Here is a 19,864-nt window from a genome sequence, read left to right as displayed (position 1 = left end):
CCGGCGCCCGTAATCCACCGCCCCGAGCGCGGTCGGGACGTCATTTCCAGGCACGCGCGCGTGCGGCACGCCACTCGGGCGCGAGCACCGACCACACTTCCAGGTTCTGGCGTACGCCCCGGTACGGGAAGCTCTCCCTGAGCACCCCGTCGCGGTTCATGCCGAGGCGCCGCGCCACGTTGATGCTCGGTTCGTTGGCGGACGACGCCTGCCACTCGACGCGGTGGATGCCCCGCTCCTCGACCGCCCAGTCGATGAGGATCCGCATGGCGCGCGTGACCAGTCCGCGTCCCGCGCCTTCCGGCTCCAGCCAGCAGCCGACCTCGCAGGTGCCCCGCTCGGCGTCGAAGTGGAGGAACAGCACACCGCCGATCAGCTTCCCCTCCAGCCACAGCCCGTGCAGGCTGCCGCTGTCGGTGGCGCGCTTGTCGGCGTACGCCTGAAGGAGCTCCCTCGCGGAGTCGACGTCGACGGCCTTGGTCCCGAACGGAATGTGCTGCCCGATGAACTCGCGTCCCCGGTCGAGGTGCGCCAGGAACTCCTCCGCGTGCCACGGCTCCAGGGGCCGCAGTTCGGCGCCGTCGTCACCCAGGGATATCGCGTACATCCTGCTGCTGCTCCTTCACGAGTACCTCCACGAGCGCGTCCTCGCGCGCCCTCGGGATCCTCGCACGGCCCTCGGCGTCGACGGTACGGGTTTCCGGCGGCTCGATGCTGATGCGCGGCAGGCGCCGGTCGAGCCAGCGGGGCAGCCACCAGTTGGCGCCGCCCAGCATGTGCATCAGGGCCGGCACCAGGAGCGTACGCAGCACGAAGGCGTCGAGGGCGACGGCCGCGGCGAGCGCTATGCCGAACATCGCGATGACGCGGTCGCCGCTGAGGACGAAGGCCAGGAAGACCGAGATCATGATCACGGCGGCGGAGTTGATCACCCGGCCGGTCTCGGCGAGGCCCACGCGGACGGCCCGCCGGTTGTCGCCGGTCTCCAGCCACTCCTCGTACATCCTGCTGACCAGGAACACCTGGTAGTCCATGGAGAGCCCGAAGAGCACGGAGACCATGATCACGGGCAGGAAGGGCTCGATCGGGCCGGCGCGGCCGAGGCCCAGCAGTTCGCTGCCCCAGCCCCACTGGAAGATCGCGACGACGACTCCGAAGGAGGCGGTGACGGCCGCGATGTTCATCGCGGCGGCCTTCAGGGGGATGCCGATGGAGCGGAAGGCGAGCAGCAGCAGGACGCAGCCGAGGCCGATGACCACGCCCACGAAGAGGGGCAGCTTGCCGACGATGACGTCGGCGAAGTCGTCGTACCCGGCGGTCATGCCGCCGACCTGCAGATCGAGCGTGGTCCCGGCCTCGGCCCGCGGCAGCACGTCGTCACGCAGCCGGTCGACGAGGTCGCTGGTCCGCTCGGACTGCGGCGAGGACGTCGGCACGACGCTGAGGTAGGCGGTGTCGCCCGCGTTGTTGTACGTCACCGGGGTCGCCGTCCGGACGCCCTCGGTCGCCCTGAGCGTGGCGTCGAGGTTGTCGAGGGCGACCCGGTCCTGGGCCCCGCCGACGTGTGTGACGAGGGTCAGCGGCCCGTTCAGTCCGGGTCCGAAGCCGTCGGCGAGCAGGTCGTACGCCTGCCGCGTGGTGGCCGTCTCCGGGTTGTTGCCCTGGTCGGAGGTGCCCAGGTGCAGGGAGAAGGTCGGGATCGCGAGCAGGGCGATGACGGCCACGGCGACACCGCCCAGAAGCTTGGGGTGCTTCTCGACGAAGGCGGACCAGCGGGCGGCGAGCCCGGTGGGGATCTCCGGCTGGGGGCCGTGCTCCTCCAGGCGGCGGCGCTCACGGCGGCTCAGGGCGCGCATGCCGATGAAGGAGAGGAGCGCGGGCAGCAGGGTCACGGAGGCCGCGACGGTGAGGACCACGGTGAGGGAGGCGGCGATCGCGACGCCGTTGAGGAAGCCGAGCCGCAGTATGAGCATGCCGAGCAGGGCGATACAGACGGTGGCGCCCGCGAAGACGACCGCACGTCCGGTGGTGGCCACAGCGTTCCGTGCGGCCTCCTCCACGGAGAGTCCGCGTTTCAGGCCGCGTCGGTGTCTGGTGACGATGAACAGCGCGTAGTCGATGCCGACGCCGAGTCCGATCAGCATGCCGAGCATCGGCGCGAAGTCGGCGACGGTCATCGCGTGTCCGAGGAGCGCGATCCCGGCGTACGCGGTGCCGACGCTGACCAGGGCCGTGGCGATGGGCAGCAGCGAGGCCGCGAGGGAGCCGAAGGCGAGGAAGAGGACCACGGCGGCGACGATCACGCCGACGACCTCGGCGATGTGGCCGCCGGACGACTCGGTGAGGGCGACGGCCTGGCCGCCCATCTCCACCTGGAGTCCGTCGGTCCCGGCGGCCTTCGCGGTGTCGACGACGGCCGTGGCCTCGCCCTGGTCGATGTCCTCGGCCGGGTCGTCGAAGGTCACGGTGGCGTAGGCCGTATGTCCGTCGCCGCTGATCTGGCCCGCGCCGTGGCCCTTGTACGGGCTGGCGACGTCGGCCACCCCGGGCAGGTCGGCGATCTTGTCGAGGGTGTGGCTCATGGTCTGCTCGACGTCCGCGGCACGGACCGTGCCGGCGGTGGTGTGCCAGACAACGGTGTCGCTGTCGCCGCCGAGGCCGGGGAAGCCGTCCTGGAGGAGCTGGCTGGCGCGGCCCGATTCGGTGCCGGGCGCCTCGTAGTCGTTCGAGTACGCGGTTCCGGTGACGGCGGCGGCGGCGGTGATCCCGCCGAAGGCGAGGAGCCAGAGAAGTACGGCGACGAGGCGGTGCTGGACACACCAACGTGCTAGAGCTGCCACGGACGAGCTCCCCTGGGTGTTTTGTGGATCTTTATCGGGAACTGCCCGCAAAGAACGCATGACCAATTCGTTATCACTCTTACAGTCGAAAGTGATCGTTGGCCTCATTCGTGGGCTTACTCACAGGAATGCGAGGCAGTTCACACGACAATCCAATGAACTCTGTCGCCCCGCACGACCCCCGCAGACACGCCAATGGGGGGTACATCGGTCCCGATGCACCCCCCGATCGCCCTACACGCGGTAGGAGTGAGCGGCCTCAGAGAGTTGTACGCACGGGACCCCTACGGCGTTCAGTTCGTGCCCTCGGTGAGCGCCCCGCCACAGGCGCAGCCCGCGAGGCGACGAACGCCGAAGGGGGCGTGCACCTGAAACTCAGATGCACGCCCCCTTCGCCGGAGAAGGAGCGAGGGCTCAGCCCTCGACGCCCAGCTTCTCCAGGATGAGCTCCTTGACGCGGGCCGCGTCGGCCTGCCCGCGCGTGGCCTTCATGACCGCGCCCACCAGGGCGCCGACCGCGGCGACCTTGCCCCCGCGGATCTTGTCCGCGATGGCTGCGTTGCCTGCGATGGCCTCCTCGACGGCCGTCGTCAGGGCGCCCTCGTCGGAGACGACCTTCAGACCGCGCTTCTCGACGACCTCGTCCGGGGTGCCCTCGCCCTTGAGGACGCCCTCGATGACCTGGCGGGCCAGCTTGTCGTTGAGGGAACCCTCGTTGACCAGGGCGGTCACCCGGGCGACCTGCTCGGGCGTGATGTCCAGCGCGTCCAGGGACACACCCGACTCGTTGGCCGTACGCGCCAGTTCGCCCATCCACCACTTGCGGGCGGAGGCCGCGTCGGCGCCCGCCGCGATGGTGGCGACGATGGAGTCGATCGCACCGGCGTTGAGGATCGACTGCATGTCGTGGGCGGTGATGCTCCACTCCTCGCGCAGCCGGTTGCGCCGGGCCAGCGGCTGCTCGGGCAGGCCCGCGCGCAGCTCCTCGACCCACTCGCGGGACGGGGCGACGGGAACCAGGTCGGGCTCCGGGAAGTACCGGTAGTCCTCCGCCTCCTCCTTCACGCGGCCCGAGGTCGTGGACCCGGTGTCCTCGTGGAAGTGGCGGGTCTCCTGGATGATCGTTCCGCCGGAGTTCAGCACCGCGGCGTGCCGCTGGATCTCGAAGCGGGCGGCGCGCTCGACGGACCGCAGCGAGTTGACGTTCTTGGTCTCGCTCCGGGTACCGAACTTCTCGCGGCCGTGCGGGCGCAGCGACAGGTTCACGTCGCAGCGCATCTGACCCTGCTCCATGCGGGCTTCGGAGACACCGAGCGCCTTGATGAGCTCGCGCAGCTCGGCGACGTACGCCTTGGCGACCTCGGGAGCACGCTCCCCGGCGCCCTCGATCGGCTTGGTGACGATCTCGATGAGGGGGATGCCGGCGCGGTTGTAGTCGAGGAGCGAGTGCGAGGCGCCGTGGATTCGGCCGGTCGCGCCGCCGACGTGCAGCGACTTGCCGGTGTCCTCCTCCATGTGGGCGCGCTCGATCTCCACGCGGAAGACCTCGCCGTCCTCCAGCTGGACGTCCAGATAGCCGTTGAAGGCGATCGGCTCGTCGTACTGGGAGGTCTGGAAGTTCTTCGGCATGTCCGGATAGAAGTAGTTCTTCCGGGCGAAGCGGCACCACTCGGCGATCTCGCAGTGCAGCGCGAGACCGATCTTGATCGCGGACTCGACGCCGATCGCGTTGACGGCCGGCAGCGCGCCGGGCATGCCGAGGCAGGTCGGGCAGGTCTGCGAGTTGGGCTCGGCGCCCAGCTCGGTGGAACAGCCGCAGAACATCTTGGTCTTGGTGCCGAGTTCGACATGGACTTCGAGGCCCATGACGGGGTCGTACGACGCCAGCGCGTCCTCGTACGACACCAGGTCAGTCGTGACAGTCACGGTGAAACTTTCCCTCTCAGCCCAGCAGGACGTCGTCGTCACCGAGGCGCTTGAGCTCCCGGTAGATGATCGCAAGGCCGGTGACGATGGCGGCGGCGGAAACGGCGGCGTCGATGAGCCTCAGGGTGTCCCCGTCGCTGCGGGCCAGCTTGGCCTGCTTGGCGACGCTGATCGCGCCGAACGCTGTACTGCCGAGCGACAGGTACAGCCCCTTCTTCGACTTCTTGAAGTTCTTTGCCTTGTTGGCCGTGGCACTCACAACGACGGAGCCTCCTCGATCAGCGGGTGCCCCCAGCGTTCCACGAACGCGGCCTCGACAGCAGCACCGACCTTGTAGAGGCGGTCGTCCTGCATCGCGGGGGCGATGATCTGCAGGCCCACGGGCAGGTTGTCCTCCGGCGCGAGACCGCAGGGCAGCGACATCGCGGCGTTGCCCGCGAGGTTCGTCGGGATGGTGCACAGGTCGGCGAGGTACATCGCCATCGGGTCGTCGGCGCGCTCGCCGATCGGGAAGGCGGTGGTCGGCGTGGTGGGCGACACGATCACGTCCACCTGCTCGAACGCCTTCTCGAAGTCGCGCGTGATGAGCGTACGGACCTTCTGGGCGCTGCCGTAGTACGCGTCGTAGTAGCCGGAGCTGAGCGCGTACGTGCCGAGCATGATGCGGCGCTTGACCTCGTCGCCGAAGCCCGCCTCACGGGTGAGGGCGGTGACCTCCTCCGCGGAGTGCGTGCCGTCGTCACCTACGCGCAGGCCGTAACGCAGGCCGTCGAAGCGGGCGAGGTTGCTCGAACACTCGGACGGGGCGATGAGGTAGTACGCCGAAAGGGCCAGGTCGAAGGACGGGCAGTCCAGCTCGACGATCTCGGCGCCCAGCTCCTTGAGGAGCGAGACGGACTCGTCGAAGCGCTGCACGACACCGGCCTGGTAGCCCTCGCCGCGGAACTGCTTGACGACACCGACGCGCATGCCTTCGACGCTGCCGTTGCGGGCGGCCTCGACGACGGCCGGTACGGGCGCGTCGATGGAGGTGGAGTCGAGGGGGTCGTGCCCGGCGATGACCTCGTGGAGGAGCGCGGCGTCGAGGACCGTACGGGCGCAGGGCCCGCCCTGGTCGAGGGAGGACGAGAACGCGACCATGCCGTACCGCGAGACGGCGCCGTACGTCGGCTTCACGCCGACCGTGCCGGTGACGGAGGCGGGCTGGCGGATGGAGCCGCCGGTGTCCGTGCCGATGGCGAGGGGCGCCTGGTAGGAGGCGAGGGCTGCGGACGAACCGCCGCCGGAGCCGCCGGGGATGCGGGTGAGGTCCCACGGGTTCCCGGTCGGCCCGTAGGCGCTGTTCTCGGTGCTGGACCCCATGGCGAACTCGTCCATGTTGGTCTTGCCGAGAATGACGACGTCGGCGGCCTTCAGCCGCTTGGTGAGCGTCGCGTCGTACGGCGGGATCCAGCCTTCGAGGATCTTCGAGCCGACGGTGGTCGGGATGCCCTCGGTGGTGAAGATGTCCTTGAGCGCGAGGGGGACGCCGGCGAGCGGGCCGAGCTTCTCGCCCTTCGCGCGCTTCTCGTCGACGGCACGGGCCTGCGCGAGCGCCCCGTCCCGGTCGACGTGCAGGAAGGCGTGCACCTTCTCGTCGACGGCCTCGATGCGCGCGAGGTGCGCCTCGGTGACCTCGACGGCGGTGAGCTCGCCCGCGGCGATCTTGGACGCGATCTCCGCGGCGGTGAGCTTGATGATGTTGACGTTGCTGTCCGTCATGGTGATTAGTCCTCCCCCAGGATCTGCGGCACCTTGAAACGCTGCTGCTCCTGGGCCGGGGCGCCGGAGAGCGCCTGCGCGGGGGTGAGCGACGGACGGACCTCGTCCGCGCGCATGACGTTCGTCAGCGGCAGCGGGTGGGAGGTCGGCGGTACGTCTTGGTCGGCGACCTCGCTGACGCGGGCGACCGCGCCGATGATGTCGTCGAGCTGGCCGGCGAAGTGGTCGAGCTCTTCGCCCTTCAGCTCCAGACGCGCCAGCCGGGCGAGGTGGGCGACCTCCTCGCGCGTGATGCCAGGCATGCAGCGATCCTCAGGGGTGAGTGTGTGTGGTTTGGCCCAATCCTATGGGTCACACGGAGATCCCCGTACATCGGTTTCCCGGGCACCGCCGCGGAGGCGGGACGGACGGCCGCCGACGGTCAGGACCCCAGCGGGAAACGTTCACATGTCAGGTGTGCCAGAAACGGGTGGTGCGGGCGGGAAAGCAAAAACCACCGACCCGCACCCGACTACTCGTCAGCTGCCGCAGGCAACGCCGCGGGCAGGGCCGCCTTGGGCCGCTGCCACCCCCGGGACCCGCGCGCCAGCAGCCACGCCGTGGCCTCCTCCGGAGGCATCGCCGCCGCGACGAGCCACCCCTGGACCGCGTCGCACCCGAGGTCCCGGAGCCGCTCCCACGTCTCGTCGTCCTCGACACCCTCGGCGACGACCAACAGCCCGAGCGAGTGGGCGAGATCGATGGTGCACCGCACGATCTCGGCGTCCTCGGTGTCCACGGCGAGCCGCGCCACGAAGGACCGGTCGATCTTCAGCTCGCTCACGGGCAGCCGCCGCAGATGCACCAGCGACGAATACCCGGTCCCGAAGTCGTCGAGCGACATCTTCACGCCGTGCCCGGTCAGCCCCGCCAGGGTGTCCGCGGCCCGCTGCGGGTCCTCCAGCAGCACGTGTTCCGTTATCTCCAGCTGAAGCGCCCCCGCGGGGACCCCGTGCCGGGCGAGCCGCGCGGCGACCGCTCCGGCGAACCCGGGCGTGTGGACGTCCCGCGGTGACACATTGACGGCGACCGGGACCCGCAGCCCCCGGGCCCGCCACCGCGCCACCTGGGCGAGCGCCGTCTCCAGCACGTACTCGGTGAGATGCGGCATCAGCCCGGACGACTCGGCGATGGCTATGAACTCGTCCGGCGGCACCTTCCCGCGCTCGGGGTGCACCCACCGCACGAGCGCCTCAAGCCCTGCCACCTGTCCGTCGAAACGGACCTTGGGCTGGTAGTGCAGTTCGACGTCTCCCGCGTCGAGCGCCCGCCGCAGGTCCCCCAGCAGTCCGAGCCGGTCGGGGGTGTTGGAGTCCCGCTTGGACTCGTACACCTCCACGCCCGTGCGGTCGCGCTTCGCCTGGTACATCGCGACGTCCGCCCGTCGCAGCAGCCCCTCCGCGTCCAGCGCGTGATCGGGGAAGACGGCGAGCCCGGCGCTGGCCTCCAGGACGAGCGTGAGCCCGTCGAGGTCGAGCGGTGACCCGAGCGCGGCCACGAGATTGCGGGCCACCCGTGCCGCGGACGTCGTCGAGTCGACGATGGGCAGTAAGACGGCGAACTCGTCCCCGCCGAGCCGCGCGGCCTCCGCCCCGCGCGGCAGCGCCACCCGCAGCCGGTCCGCTATCTGCAACAGCAGGCGGTCTCCGGCGAGGTGGCCGAGGGTGTCATTCACAGCCCTGAAGCGATCGAGGTCGATCAGCATCAGTGCGGAACGTGCGCCGATTCGTTCGGCGTCGTCCAGCGCCCGCCAGGTCCGTTCGAGCAGCCACTGCCGGTTGGGCAGTCCGGTGAGGGGGTCACGCAGTTGCTCCTCGGCCCGCGCCCGCGCTATCCAGAGCGTGGAGTCGAGAGCGATGAGCGGGACCGAGAAGAGCGGCAGCAGGACGGGGAGGGCGATCGCGACGACGCAGATCAGCGGGGCGATGCCGAGCAGCGCGACGGCGACCAGCCCCTGTCTGACCAGGGCCGTACGGGCCACGGTCGGCAGTCCGGCCGTACGCGGCGCGTGGAGGTACCAGAGCAGCGCGCGGGAGACCACGAGATACGCCCCGGCCACCAACACCACCGAAGGAGCCGTGTAAACCGTCCAAGTCTCCGGTTTCCAGGGCGTCTCGACGGACGGCACGCGGCCGAACACGGCGAGCACCAGCGCCCCGGCGCCGATGCCGAGGATGTCCACAGCGCCGTGCAGCACGCCCTGCCGCCAGCGATGACGACGGGCTATGCCGACGAGGACGACGACCGTGAGGCTGACCATCCCGGCCGGTACCCAGCCGTACAGCAGCAGCACGGCGAGGGTAAGGGCCGCGCCGGAGCCCGTACCGCCCCACCAGCGGGAACGGCCGAGCGCGACCAGGTGGCCGACGATGACGCCGACCAGGACCGCGAGCGCCCAGCCGGTGGAACCGGACGGAAAGAGCGCGTGGTTCCCGGTGAACGCCCGGTAGAAGCCCGCGCCCAGGACGAACGCGGCCGAGGTGATGACCGCCGCGGGCAGCGCGGGCCAGGACGTCTGCTTCTCGGACTCGTGGCCCGGGATGTGGGACGGGGATCCGGGGACGGAGGTGAGGCGGCCCGGGCCGTTCCCGGCCGCCGAGCTGTACTGTCCGGCGGCGCGCACCTGCCCGCCCGGACGCCCGGTCGGCCGCGCGACCCTGAGACCCGCTCCGAGCCCCCGGCTTCGCTCCAGCAAGGGGTGCCCCCATCGCCGCACGCCGGTCGCCCAGCGTGGGCGCAGCCGTGAGTCCGGGGCGGCGCTCTCGGTCGGTTCCATTCCCGTCCCTCTCACAGCCGGCGGTGCCCACGCCACGCGGCCCGATGCCCGACTAATCCCTCAACGGCACCGCGTCTGACAACCCTTCCCCAGAGCTCCTGAAGAGCAGGGGATGCCCCAACCGCAGCTGGGCACGGCAGGCGCACACCTCAACAGTAGGCCGCAGAAGGCTTCCACGGGCAGCGGTCGTCGACGGTTGCCCGAATGCGACCCGGCCACCCGTATGCATCTGGTATGCGCCGAACGGGTGGTCTTCAACCGCTACTCCTCGATCGGAAGCGCGACTTCGGCCGCTGCCTCCGGTCCTTGTTCGAGCAGGACGGCGAAGCCCTCCTCGTTCAGAACTGGCACTTTGAGCTGCATTGCCTTGTCGTACTTCGATCCAGGATTGTCACCCACGACAACAAAAGCCGTCTTCTTCGAAACCGAACCGGTCACTTTTGCTCCCCGGCTCTGGAGTGCCTCTTTCGCTCCGTCGCGGGTGTGATGTTCCAGGGTGCCGGTGACGACGACCGTGAGCCCTTCGAGCGGACGGGGTCCCTCGTCCTCGCCGGAGCTCTCCTCCTCCATGCGGACGCCCGCGGCCTTCCACTTGCGGAGGATCTCCTGGTGCCAGTCCACCGTGAACCACTGCTTCAGGGAGGCGGCGATGGTGGGCCCGACGCCCTCCACGGCGGCCAGCTCCTCCTCCGTGGCCTGCTGGATGCGGTCGATCGAGCGGAACTCACGGGCCAGGGCCTCGGCCGCGACCGGCCCCACGTGCCGGATGGACAGGCCGGTGATGATCCGGGCCAGCGGACGCTCCTTGGCGGCCGCGATGAACTCCAGCATCGCGAGGGCGTTCTTCTTCGGGGCGCCCTCCTGGTTGGCGAAGACCGTGGCGATCTTCTCCTCGCCGGTCTTCGGGTCCCGCTTGGGCAGTCCACTGTCCTGGTCGAGGACGTACGCCTTGATGGGCAGCAACTGCTCGATGGTGAGGTCGAAGAGGTCGCCCTCGTCCCTCAGGGGCGGCTCGGCGGGCTCCAGGGGCTTGGTGAGCGCGGCGGCTGCGACGTAACCGAAGTTCTCGATGTCCAGGCACTTGCGACCGCCGAGGTAGAAGAGGCGCTCGCGCAGCTGGGCCGGGCAGGTCTGGCCGTTCGGGCAGCGGAGGTCGATGTCGCCCTCCTTGGCGGGCGCCAGCGGGGTGCCGCACTCGGGGCACTCGGCGGGCATCACGAACTCCCGCTCGCTGCCGTCCCGCAGGTCGACGACCGGGCCGAGGATCTCCGGGATGACGTCTCCGGCCTTGCGGAGCACCACGGTGTCGCCGATGAGGACGCCCTTGGCCTTCACCACGTCCTGGTTGTGCAGCGTGGCGAACTCGACCTCGGAGCCGGCCACCGTGACGGGCTCCACCTGCGCGTACGGAGTGACGCGGCCCGTGCGGCCCACGCCCACGCGGATGTTGACCAGCTTGGTGTTGACCTCCTCCGGCGCGTACTTCCAGGCGATCGCCCAGCGGGGCGCGCGGGAGGTCGAGCCGAGGCGGCCCTGGAGGGGGATCTCGTCGAGCTTGACGACGACGCCGTCGATCTCGTGCTCCACGGAGTGGCGGTTCTCTCCGTAGAAGGCGATGAACTCCCGTACGCCGTCCAGGTCGTCGACCACCTTGCCGTAGCGGGTCGTCGGCAGGCCCCACGCGTGCAGCAGTTCGTACGCCTGGGAGAGGCGGCTCATGCCGTCGAAGCCCTCAAGGGCGCCGATGCCGTGGACGACCATGTGCAGCGGCCTGGTCGCGGTGATCCGGGGGTCCTTCTGGCGGAGTGAACCCGCCGCCGCGTTGCGCGGGTTGGCGAAGGGCTTGTCGCCCGCCTCCACCAGACGGGCGTTGAGCTCCTCGAACTTCTCCATCGGGAAGTAGACCTCGCCGCGGATCTCCACGAGGTCCGGGATGCGGTCGCCGTGGAGACGGTCGGGGATCTCCGTGATCGTACGGACGTTGGGCGTGATGTCCTCGCCCGTGCGGCCGTCGCCGCGGGTCGCCGCGCGCGTGAGACGGCCGTGCTCGTACGTGAGGTTGACCGCGAGGCCGTCGACCTTCAGCTCGCACAGGAAGTGGTGGTCGGAGGTGCCGACCTCCTTGGCGACGCGGTCCGCCCAGCCGGCCAGCTCCTCGTCGTCGAAGGCGTTGTCGAGGGAGAGCATGCGTGAGCGGTGCTGGACGGCCGTGAACTCCGTCTCGTACGCCCCCGCGACCTTCTGGGTCGGTGAGTCGGGGGTGCGCAGCTCGGGATGCTCGTCCTCCAACGCCTCCAGGGCGCGCAGGAGTTTGTCGAAGTCGGCGTCGCTGACGACCGGCGCGTCCTTCACGTAGTACCGGAAGCGGTGCTCCTCGATCTGCTCAGCGAGCTGCGCGTGCTTCTCCCGAGCCTCGGCGGGCACGGGCCCCGCAGCCGAGGCCAATTGTGCGTCCTTGTCGCCGGCCACCGTGTCGTCCTCCCGTTACTCTGGGTTGTCCGCGAGGGATCTCGCCGCCCGGGCGCAGTGGGCGAGTGCCCGGCGCGCGTACTCGGGGGAAGCGCCCGCGAGTCCGCACGACGGGGTGAGTGTGACCGCGTCCGTGAGAAGCCCCGGATTCAGCCCCAGCCTGCGCCACAGCGTCCTGACACCCATGACGCTACCGGCAGGGTCTGACAATGCGGCATCCGTCCCCGGGACGACACCGGCGAAGAGCTTGGTCCCCCCTTCCACTGCTTCCCCGATCGTGTCGTCGTCACGCTCGGTGAGGAGAGCGAAGTCGAAGGAGACGGCGCTGGCTCCGGCTCTGCGCAGCAGCGCGAACGGGACGTCGGGGGCGCACGAGTGCACGACGACCGGGCCGCCGGCCTGCACTGCGACGACGTCCCTCAACGCGGCCTCGACGAGCTGCCGGTCGACGGCCCGGTGGGTGCGGTAGCCGCTCGCGGACCTCACCCGGCCGCTCAGTACGGCGAAGAGGGACGGTTCGTCGAGCTGCAGGACGACGTCCGCGCCGGGCACGCGACGGCGTACCTCGGCGAGGTGTTCGCGCAGTCCCTCGGCGAGCGATCCGGCGAGGTCGCGACAGGCGCCGGGGTCGGAGAGCGCCACCTCGCCGTTGCGCAGTTCCAGCGCGGCGGCGAGCGTCCAGGGGCCGACCGCCTGGACCTTCAGCGGGCCCTGGTAGCCCTGGGTGAACTCCTCCATGGCGTCGAGGTCTTCGCCGAGCCAGGACCTGGCCCGCTTGGTGTCCCGGCCCGGCCGGTCCCCGAGCCGCCAGCCGCTGGGCTCCACGCGCGCGTACAGCTCGGCGAGCATCCCGGCGGTCCGCCCGATCATGTCGGCGCCGGGGCCGCGCGCCGGCAGTTCCGCCAGGAACGGCATGCCCGTCTCGGGGCCCTCGAAGGTCCCGGCCACGGTCTTGGCGGCCTCCCGGGCGTCCCCGCCCGGCATCGACCCGACACCGGTCGCGGGGCCGGGCCTGAACTCGCTGTTTTCGCTCACCCGGGCAGCCTACGGAATGCCCGCGGGACGGGACGCCACAGTCCGTGTTCGGGCTCGGGCTTGCGCTCGGGTCCAGGCTCAGGTGCGGGTCCGGGGCCGTGTCCGTGTCCGTACCCGGGTTCGGATCCCGGTCAGCGGCCGGGGCGTACCGTCATGTCGTTGATCTCCGCGTCCCGGGGCAGGTCGAGGGCCATGAGGATGCTCGTCGCGACGGACTCGGGGTCGATCCACTTCGAGGCGTCGTACTCCTTGCCCTCCTGCTGGTGGACCTTGGCCTGCATGGGGCTCGCCGTGCGGCCGGGATAGACGGTCGTGACGCGGACGCCGTTCGCGTGCTCCTCGTTGCGCAGGGAGTCGGCCAGGGCCTTCAGACCGTGCTTGGAGGCTGCGTACGCGGACCAGCCGGCGGAGGCGCTCAGGCCGGCGCCGGAGTTGACGAAGATCACATGGCCCTGGGTGACGCGGAGTTGGGGCAGGAAGTGGCGGGTCAGCTCGGCGGGCGCGATCAGGTTCACGTCGAGCTGGTGACGCCACGTCTTGGGGGTCAGCTCGCCGACCGGCCCGAGGTCGACCACACCCGCCACGTGCAGGAGCGAGTCCACTCGGTCGGGCAGCGTCTGGTGCGAGAACGCCCAGGAGAGCCGGTCGGGGTCCGCGAGGTCGCCGACGAGGGTCCGGGCCCCGGGGAATTCGGCGGCCAGCTCCTTCGCGCGGCCCGCGTCGCGCGCGTGCAGGACGAGTTCGTCCCCGCGCGCGTGGAGGCGGCGGGCGACGGCCGCGCCGATGCCGGAACCGGCCCCGGTGATCAGATGAGTAGGCATGCCCGCCATGCTCGCACGCGCGTGTCCCTCCCCCACCGGGCCCTGTGGCCGCTGCCGACGGCTCACTGCGTGCCCTGGCTCTCCTCCAGGTAGGCCAGCGCCCCGACGGGCTCCTCGGCGAAGAACACGAGCTCCGTGAGGGGCAGCGGCAGGAAGCCCTCGTCCTCCATGCGGCGGAACTGCTCCTTGAGGCCGTCGTAGAAGCCCGCGGTGTTGAGCAGGACGACCGGCTTGTCGGTGTGCCCGTGCTTCTTCAGCTCCAGGATCTCCGTCGCCTCGTCGAGCGTGCCCGTGCCGCCGACCATGATCACTACGGCGTCGGCCTTCTCCAGGAGCAGGGCCTTGCGCTCGGCGAGGTCGCCCGCGATGACCATCTCGTCGGCGCCAGGGCGCGCCTTGGCCGCCAGGAACTCCACGGAGACGCCCAGCAGCCGCCCTCCGGCCTCCTGCACGCCGTCGGCGACCACCTTCATGAGCCCGACGTCCGAACCGCCCCACACGAGCGTGTGCCCGCCCTTGCCGAGCAGTTCGGCGAACTCGCGGGCGGGGCGGGTGTAGCGCTCGTCGAGGTCGGCGGCCGAGAGGAAGACGCAGATATTCATGGCTCCACGCTACGACCCGGCACCGACATCACGAGCCGGAGCCCACGTCACGAGCCTGATCGCGGATCACGGGCCGGATCCCACGTCAGGGCCCGTCATCGCGAATCACGGCACCGGATCCGGCATCGCCGTCACGCGCATCCTCGACTGGCGGTGCGGCAGGGCCTCCCAGTCGTCCATGAAGCGGGCCGACAGGCCGTGGGTCGCGGCGAGTGCGACGAGGGTCTCCGTGCGGTAGTAGAAGTCCTCGTGCAGGACCTGGTGTTCCCTGCCCTCGGTCCGGTCGAAGGTGAAGTCGAAGAAGCCGCCGGGCGCGAGGATCCGGCCGACGTGCGCGAAGCACTCCTCGATGAGGTGCGGCGGCGAGTGCGAGAACACGCTGTGCGCGTGCACCACGTCGAAGTGCGCGTCCGGCAGGAACGCGAACGTCAGGTCGTCGGTGAGTGTCAGATGCGGCAGCCGGTCCTGTAGACCCTCCCGTACGAGGGTGTCCTGGGCCGCGATGAGGATGTCCGGCGAGATGTCGATCCCGTAGTAGTGGCCGCTCTCCAGGTGGTCGATGAAGAGCCGCCCGGCGCGCAGGTTCCCGCAGCCGATCTCCAGCATCCGGTGCTCCGGCTTCAGCCCGTGCCCCACCAGGTAGTCGAACTGCATCCGGCCGATCTGTGTCCACCGGTCGCGTGACGGGTTGTGCCCCACCGCCGACTCGGCGCCGCGCGCGGTGTCCGAGGCCATCACGGCCCGGTAGTACGCGATGTGGTCGTGGCCGTACCGCAGCCGCAGCCAGGCGTCACGCGTGACCCGGCGCGCGTGCGCGGGGACCCTCTCGGGATACCGCAGGGCGTATCGCACCTGGTGGGCGAGGGTCGTGCGGTTGCGGGTCAGTCGCGTGGCTCCCATGAGGACCTCCGCCGGAGAGCAGTCAAAGAGAGTCAGAGAGAGGAGACGGACGAAATGCCGGGGACGAGGGGGAAGAACACGACAGCAGCCTGCGCTGTACCGGGCGAGACCGCTACCTGAGGAGGCCCAAAAGCCGTGACCCAAGGCCACCGCATCACCATCGAGCAGGGCACCGAGCACGTCCGTGTAGTGCACGGCGGACAGGTGCTCGCCGAGAGCACACGCCCGCTGCTGCTGCGCGAGACGGGCCTGCCCGTGCGCTACTACCTCCCCGCGGAGGACGTACGTCTGGATCTGCTGACCCCGTCGGAGACCCGCACCCACTGCCCCTTCAAGGGTGACGCGTCCTACTGGTCGCTGCCGGACGCTCCCGACCTCGTCTGGAGCTACCCCGACCCGAAGCCGGAGGTCGCCGAGATCAAGGACCACCTGTGCTTCTACGAAGTAGAAGCCGTTTGACCCCGTCTCCGAACGGACCCACGTCCCACCGATGAGTTCCGGGCCGCCCGGCAGTCCTCACAGGCATGGAGAAGAAGACGATCTCGCGCGATGGCACTCCCATCGCGTACGAAGTCAGTGGTGAGGGCCCGGCGGTCATCTTCGTGACCGGGGCCATGGCCACGGGCGCTTCCGACGCGCCCCTGGCCTCGCTCCTGTCGGACCGGTTCAGCGCGGTCGTGTACGACCGCAGGGGCCGCGGCGAGAGCGGTGACACAGGGCCCTTCGAGGTGGCCCGGGAGGTCGAGGACATCGCGGCCCTCATCGAGGCCACGGGCGACGGCAGCGCGGGCCTGTACGGCATGTCGTCGGGCGCCGCACTGGTCGTGGAGGCGGCGGCGAGCGGGCTCCCGGTCCGCAAAGTGGCTGTCTACGAGCCGCCGTTCGCCGTCTACGAGGGGGGCGAAAAACAGCGCGCGGAGTACACGGAGCGCCTCACCCAGCTGCTGGCGCAGGACCGGCGCGGAGACGCGGTGGAGCTGTTCATCGCCCTGACCGGGGCGCCCCCCGAGGTCATCAGGGGCATGCGGCACTCCGCGGTGTGGCCGGCCCTGGAGGCGGTCGCCCCGACCCTCGCGTACGACAACGCCGTGATGGGCGACGGACTGGTGCCCCGCAAGCGCCTCGCCTCCGTCCCGGTGCCCGTTCTGGCCCTGGCGGGCGGCGCGAGCCCCGAGTGGATGCGCGAGTCCGCCCGGGCCACCGCGGAGGCGGCGCCGGACGGGACGTACCGCGTGTTGGAGGGCCAGACCCACGTGGTGGATCCCGGGGTCCTGGCACCGGCGCTGGCGGAGTTCTTCGCCGTGTAGCCCTGTAGCCGCACAGCCGTGCCGGGCGGTGCCGGGGTGCCTCAGGCCAGTGCGGTCGCCGCGCGCGTGGTCGTCGTGATCGTCGCCGAGCCCACCACACGCGTGTCGTCGTAGAGGACGATCGCCTGGCCGGGGGCGACGCCGCGGACGGGCTCGGTGAAGCGGACCTGGAGCTCGCCGTCGACGAGTTCGGCGGTGACCGTGGTCTCGCCGCCGTGGGCGCGGAGCTGGGCCGTGTACGTGCCCGGGCCTGCCGGAGCGGCACCGCACCAGCGGGGCTTGACGGCGGTCAGGGCCAAGACGTCCAGGGCGGCCGCCGGGCCGACCGTCACGGTGTTGTCCACGGGCGAGATGTCGAGCACGTACCGCGGCTTGCCGTCGGGGGCCGGGGTGCCGATGCGCAGGCCCTTGCGCTGGCCGATCGTGAAGCCGAACGCGCCCTCGTGGCTGCCGAGAACCGTGCCGGTCTCGTCGACGATGTCGCCCTCCGCCTTGCCGAGGCGGTTCGCGAGGAAGCCCTGGGTGTCGCCGTCGGCGATGAAGCAGATGTCGTGCGAGTCCGGCTTCTTGGCGACGGCGAGGCCCCGCTGCTCGGCCTCCGCGCGGATCTCGTCCTTCGTGGTGAGCGTGTCGCCGAGCGGGAAGAGCGCGTGCGCGAGCTGACGGTCGTCCAGCACACCGAGGACGTACGACTGGTCCTTGGCCATGTCCGAGGCGCGGTGCAGCTCGCGCGTGCCGTCGTCGTTCACGATCACCTTGGCGTAGTGGCCCGTGCAGACCGCGTCGAAGCCGAGGGCGAGGGCCTTGTCGAGCAGGGCCGCGAACTTGATCTTCTCGTTGCAGCGAAGGCAGGGGTTCGGGGTGCGGCCGGCCTCGTACTCCGCGACGAAGTCCTCGACCACGTCCTCGCGGAAGCGCTCGGCGAGGTCCCACACGTAGAACGGGATGCCGATGACGTCCGCGGCGCGGCGGGCGTCGCGCGAATCCTCGATGGTGCAACAGCCACGCGCGCCCGTGCGGAACGATTGCGGGTTCGCCGAGAGGGCGAGGTGGACACCGGTCACGTCATGCCCTGCTTCCGCGGCACGGGCGGCGGCGACGGCGGAGTCCACACCACCGGACATGGCGGCCAGTACGCGAAGGGGGCGCTGCGAGGTCTCAGTCATAACCCTTCCAGGGTACGGGTCCGTGGGAACCGGAGCCCACGAGTATCCGTTCGACTAGACATGCACGATCAGGGTGGGGATACGGCGAAGGACTCGGACCGGCGCATCGGGCGCCGTGCGCTGCTCGTCGGCGGGGCCGTGGCCACCGCGGCGGCCGTGGGCACGGCCGTGCTGGCAGGGGACGATCTGAGGCGCATGTGGTGGCGGCTGCCGAGCGTGGAGAAGCCGCGCACGGAGGGCGAGGTCGACTTCCGGGGCGCGCGCTGGGTGGCGGCCTCCTCGTCGAACTGGCGTATGGCCGACCGGCCCGACGACTTCGGTATAGACCGCGTGATCATCCATGTCACACAGGGCAGTTACGCGAGCGCGGTGAAGGTCTTCCAGAACCCCGCGCACGGCGCCGCCACGCACTACATCGTCCGCCAGGACGGCCGCGTCACACAGATGATCCGCGAACTGGACGTCGCGTTCCACGCGGGCAACCGCGATTTCAACGAGCGGAGCGTCGGCATCGAGCACGAGGGCTTCGTGGACCGCCCGAAGGACTTCACGGACGCGATGTACGAGGCCTCGGCTCGTCTGACGGCCCGCATCTGCGCCCGGTACGACATTCCGGTCGACCGGAAGCACATCATCGGCCACGTCGAGGTCCCGGGCACGGACCACACGGACCCGGGTCCGCACTGGGACTGGGGCCGCTACATACCCCTCGTCCGCAAGGCGGCCGAGCAGTCGGCCTCGCCGTCGCCCGAGCCGTCCACGCGCAGCGCGTAGACGGTCGCGCGGAGACGGGCTGGCTCGGCGCCCCTTCAGGGGCGCGGGGAACTGCGCGCTCAGCCACGGCAGGCCCGCGGCTACGAACGGCCCGCACCCGAGAAGAACCGCACATCCAGCGGAGCGCTCAGCTCAGCTCAGCCCCGCCGTCCGGGCCCTCTCCACCGCCGGACCGATCGCCTTCGCGACCGCCTCGACGTCCGTCTCCGTCGAGGTGTGGCCGAGGGAGAAGCGGAGGGTGCCACGTGCGAGGTCGGGGTCGGTGCCCGTGGCGAGGAGTACGTGGCTCGGCTGGGCCACGCCCGCCGTGCACGCGGAGCCCGTGGAGCACTCGATGCCCTGCGCATCGAGCAGCAGGAGCAGCGAGTCCCCCTCGCAGCCCGGGAACGTGAAGTGGGCGTTGGCCGGCAGGCGACCCCCGCTCGCCGGGTCGCCGCCGAGGATCGCGTCCGGCACGGCCTGGAGGACGGCGTCGACCAGGTCGTCGCGCAGCCCGCCGATCTCGCGGACGAACCACTCGCGCTGCTCGGCGGCGGTCCGCCCCGCCACGGCGAACGCGGCGACGGCGGGCACGTCCAGGGTCCCGGAGCGTACGTGCCGCTCCTGGCCCCCGCCGTGCAGGACCGGTACGGGGCTGTACTCACGGCCCAGCAGCAGCGCCCCGATGCCGTACGGGCCGCCGATCTTGTGGCCCGAGACGGTCATCGCGGCGAGGCCCGAGGCGCCGAAGTCGACGGGGACCTGGCCGAAGGCCTGGACGGCGTCGGCGTGCAGCGGAACGTCGAACTCCCCTGCCACATCGGCCAGTTCGCGGACCGGCATGACCGTGCCGATCTCGTTGTTCGCCCACATGACGGTCGCGAGGGCGACGTCGTCGGGGTTGCGTGCGATGGCCTCGCGGAGGGCTTCGGGGTCGACGCGGCCGTAGCGGTCGACGGGGAGGTACTCGACCGTTGCGCCCTCGTGCTCGCCGAGCCAGTGGACCGCGTCGAGGACGGCGTGGTGCTCCACTGGGCTCGCGAGGACCCGGGTGCGGGCCGGGTCCGCGTCGCGGCGGGACCAGTACAGGCCCTTCACGGCGAGGTTGTCGGCCTCGGTGCCGCCGGAGGTGAAGACCACCTCGCTCGGGCGGGCGCCCAGGGCGTCCGCGAGGGTTTCGCGGCCTTCCTCGACCGTCCGGCGGGCGCGGCGGCCGGCGGCGTGCAGGGAGGATGCGTTGCCGGTGACGGAGAACTGCGCGGTCATTGCCTCGACCGCCTCCGGGAGCATCGGGGTGGTCGCGGCGTGGTCGAGGTATGCCATGGTAGGCCCGATTCTAGGGCCCGCTGTCTGATGGGCTGGTCGGGTGGGGGTTGTTTGCGGGGCGCACGCCGGGGTGCCCTACCGGGGCTCTCCCTCAGCCCCTCTTGGCCAGGCACCCGGAGCCTAGGGCTGTGCCCACCCTCCCC

At 70.8% G+C, this 19,864-nt stretch carries 17 protein-coding genes; 3 read left to right on the top strand and 14 right to left on the bottom strand.

All coding sequences use genetic code 11. The features are described 5' to 3' along the window. Nucleotides 1-40: 40 nt before the first annotated feature. The 12 genes from ACN20J_RS33705 to ACN20J_RS33650 form a co-directional block, all read right to left on the bottom strand. Nucleotides 41-607, bottom strand: coding sequence for a GNAT family N-acetyltransferase (locus ACN20J_RS33705; protein ID WP_189843657.1), 567 nt, complete (start codon nucleotides 605-607; stop codon nucleotides 41-43). Then, entirely contained in the window at nucleotides 585-2,840 is a 2,256-nt protein-coding gene (locus ACN20J_RS33700; protein WP_419667458.1) for an MMPL family transporter, read from the bottom strand. Before ACN20J_RS33700 ends, ACN20J_RS33705 begins: the two co-directional genes overlap by 23 nt. Before the next feature lie 414 nt (nucleotides 2,841-3,254). Further along, on the bottom strand, nucleotides 3,255-4,766 hold the full coding sequence (gene gatB, locus ACN20J_RS33695; protein WP_419667457.1) for an Asp-tRNA(Asn)/Glu-tRNA(Gln) amidotransferase subunit GatB: 1,512 nt from the start codon (nucleotides 4,764-4,766) through the stop codon (nucleotides 3,255-3,257). A 16-nt stretch (nucleotides 4,767-4,782) separates the two neighbouring features. After that, entirely contained in the window at nucleotides 4,783-5,025 is a 243-nt protein-coding gene (locus ACN20J_RS33690) for a hypothetical protein (RefSeq protein WP_055614821.1), read from the bottom strand. Continuing rightward, entirely contained in the window at nucleotides 5,022-6,527 is a 1,506-nt protein-coding gene (gene gatA / locus ACN20J_RS33685) for an Asp-tRNA(Asn)/Glu-tRNA(Gln) amidotransferase subunit GatA (protein WP_361901356.1), read from the bottom strand. Before gatA ends, ACN20J_RS33690 begins: the two co-directional genes overlap by 4 nt. 5 nt (nucleotides 6,528-6,532) lie before the next feature. Continuing rightward, nucleotides 6,533-6,829 (bottom strand): Asp-tRNA(Asn)/Glu-tRNA(Gln) amidotransferase subunit GatC, encoded by a 297-nt coding sequence (gene gatC, locus ACN20J_RS33680; protein ID WP_003966094.1) that lies wholly within the window; start codon nucleotides 6,827-6,829, stop codon nucleotides 6,533-6,535. Between the two features lie 209 nt (nucleotides 6,830-7,038). Beyond that, on the bottom strand, nucleotides 7,039-9,342 hold the full coding sequence (locus tag ACN20J_RS33675; protein WP_361920665.1) for a putative bifunctional diguanylate cyclase/phosphodiesterase: 2,304 nt from the start codon (nucleotides 9,340-9,342) through the stop codon (nucleotides 7,039-7,041). Between the two features lie 261 nt (nucleotides 9,343-9,603). Continuing rightward, a complete protein-coding gene (ligA, locus tag ACN20J_RS33670; protein WP_362296272.1) occupies nucleotides 9,604-11,811 on the bottom strand; it encodes an NAD-dependent DNA ligase LigA in 2,208 nt (735 codons plus the stop codon). Between the two features lie 15 nt (nucleotides 11,812-11,826). After that, nucleotides 11,827-12,846: a methionine synthase gene (locus ACN20J_RS33665; RefSeq protein ID WP_189843663.1), complete on the bottom strand. Its 1,020-nt coding sequence runs from the start codon at nucleotides 12,844-12,846 to the stop codon at nucleotides 11,827-11,829. 131 nt (nucleotides 12,847-12,977) lie between these two features. Further along, nucleotides 12,978-13,676 carry an SDR family oxidoreductase gene (locus ACN20J_RS33660; RefSeq protein ID WP_189843664.1) on the bottom strand — a complete coding sequence of 233 codons (699 nt, stop codon included), beginning with the start codon at nucleotides 13,674-13,676 and terminating at the stop codon, nucleotides 12,978-12,980. A 53-nt stretch (nucleotides 13,677-13,729) separates the two neighbouring features. Next, nucleotides 13,730-14,269 carry a TIGR00730 family Rossman fold protein gene (locus ACN20J_RS33655; protein WP_189843665.1) on the bottom strand — a complete coding sequence of 180 codons (540 nt, stop codon included), beginning with the start codon at nucleotides 14,267-14,269 and terminating at the stop codon, nucleotides 13,730-13,732. Nucleotides 14,270-14,374: 105 nt separating this feature from the next. Then, nucleotides 14,375-15,169 carry a class I SAM-dependent DNA methyltransferase gene (locus ACN20J_RS33650; protein ID WP_419667456.1) on the bottom strand — a complete coding sequence of 265 codons (795 nt, stop codon included), beginning with the start codon at nucleotides 15,167-15,169 and terminating at the stop codon, nucleotides 14,375-14,377. A 135-nt stretch (nucleotides 15,170-15,304) separates the two neighbouring features. On the opposite strand from ACN20J_RS33650, the gene ACN20J_RS33645 reads away from it, so the two are divergent. Continuing rightward, on the top strand, nucleotides 15,305-15,628 hold the full coding sequence (locus ACN20J_RS33645) for a DUF427 domain-containing protein (RefSeq protein WP_142940575.1): 324 nt from the start codon (nucleotides 15,305-15,307) through the stop codon (nucleotides 15,626-15,628). A gap of 65 nt (nucleotides 15,629-15,693) precedes the next feature. Continuing rightward, nucleotides 15,694-16,476, top strand: a complete 783-nt coding sequence (locus ACN20J_RS33640; protein WP_142940576.1) for an alpha/beta fold hydrolase — start codon at nucleotides 15,694-15,696, stop codon at nucleotides 16,474-16,476. Nucleotides 16,477-16,517: 41 nt separating this feature from the next. Here the strand turns inward: ACN20J_RS33640 and mnmA are convergent, their stop codons facing one another. Beyond that, complete coding sequence (gene mnmA, locus ACN20J_RS33635; protein ID WP_419667455.1) at nucleotides 16,518-17,642, bottom strand: tRNA 2-thiouridine(34) synthase MnmA; 1,125 nt, start codon at nucleotides 17,640-17,642, stop codon at nucleotides 16,518-16,520. A gap of 60 nt (nucleotides 17,643-17,702) precedes the next feature. On the opposite strand from mnmA, the gene ACN20J_RS33630 reads away from it, so the two are divergent. After that, a complete protein-coding gene (locus ACN20J_RS33630; RefSeq protein ID WP_190232234.1) occupies nucleotides 17,703-18,416 on the top strand; it encodes an N-acetylmuramoyl-L-alanine amidase in 714 nt (237 codons plus the stop codon). 132 nt (nucleotides 18,417-18,548) lie between these two features. Here ACN20J_RS33630 and ACN20J_RS33625 read toward each other — a convergent pair whose 3' ends face one another. Then, complete coding sequence (locus tag ACN20J_RS33625; protein WP_419667454.1) at nucleotides 18,549-19,718, bottom strand: cysteine desulfurase family protein; 1,170 nt, start codon at nucleotides 19,716-19,718, stop codon at nucleotides 18,549-18,551. Nucleotides 19,719-19,864: the final 146 nt, after the last annotated feature.

It is taken from the genome of Streptomyces sp. 2-1 (assembly GCF_048564895.1).
Taxonomy (GTDB): Bacteria; Actinomycetota; Actinomycetes; order Streptomycetales; family Streptomycetaceae; genus Streptomyces; species Streptomyces phaeochromogenes.
Note: the sequence above shows the minus strand (reverse complement) of the source record. Positions and strands in the feature narration are given on the sequence as shown.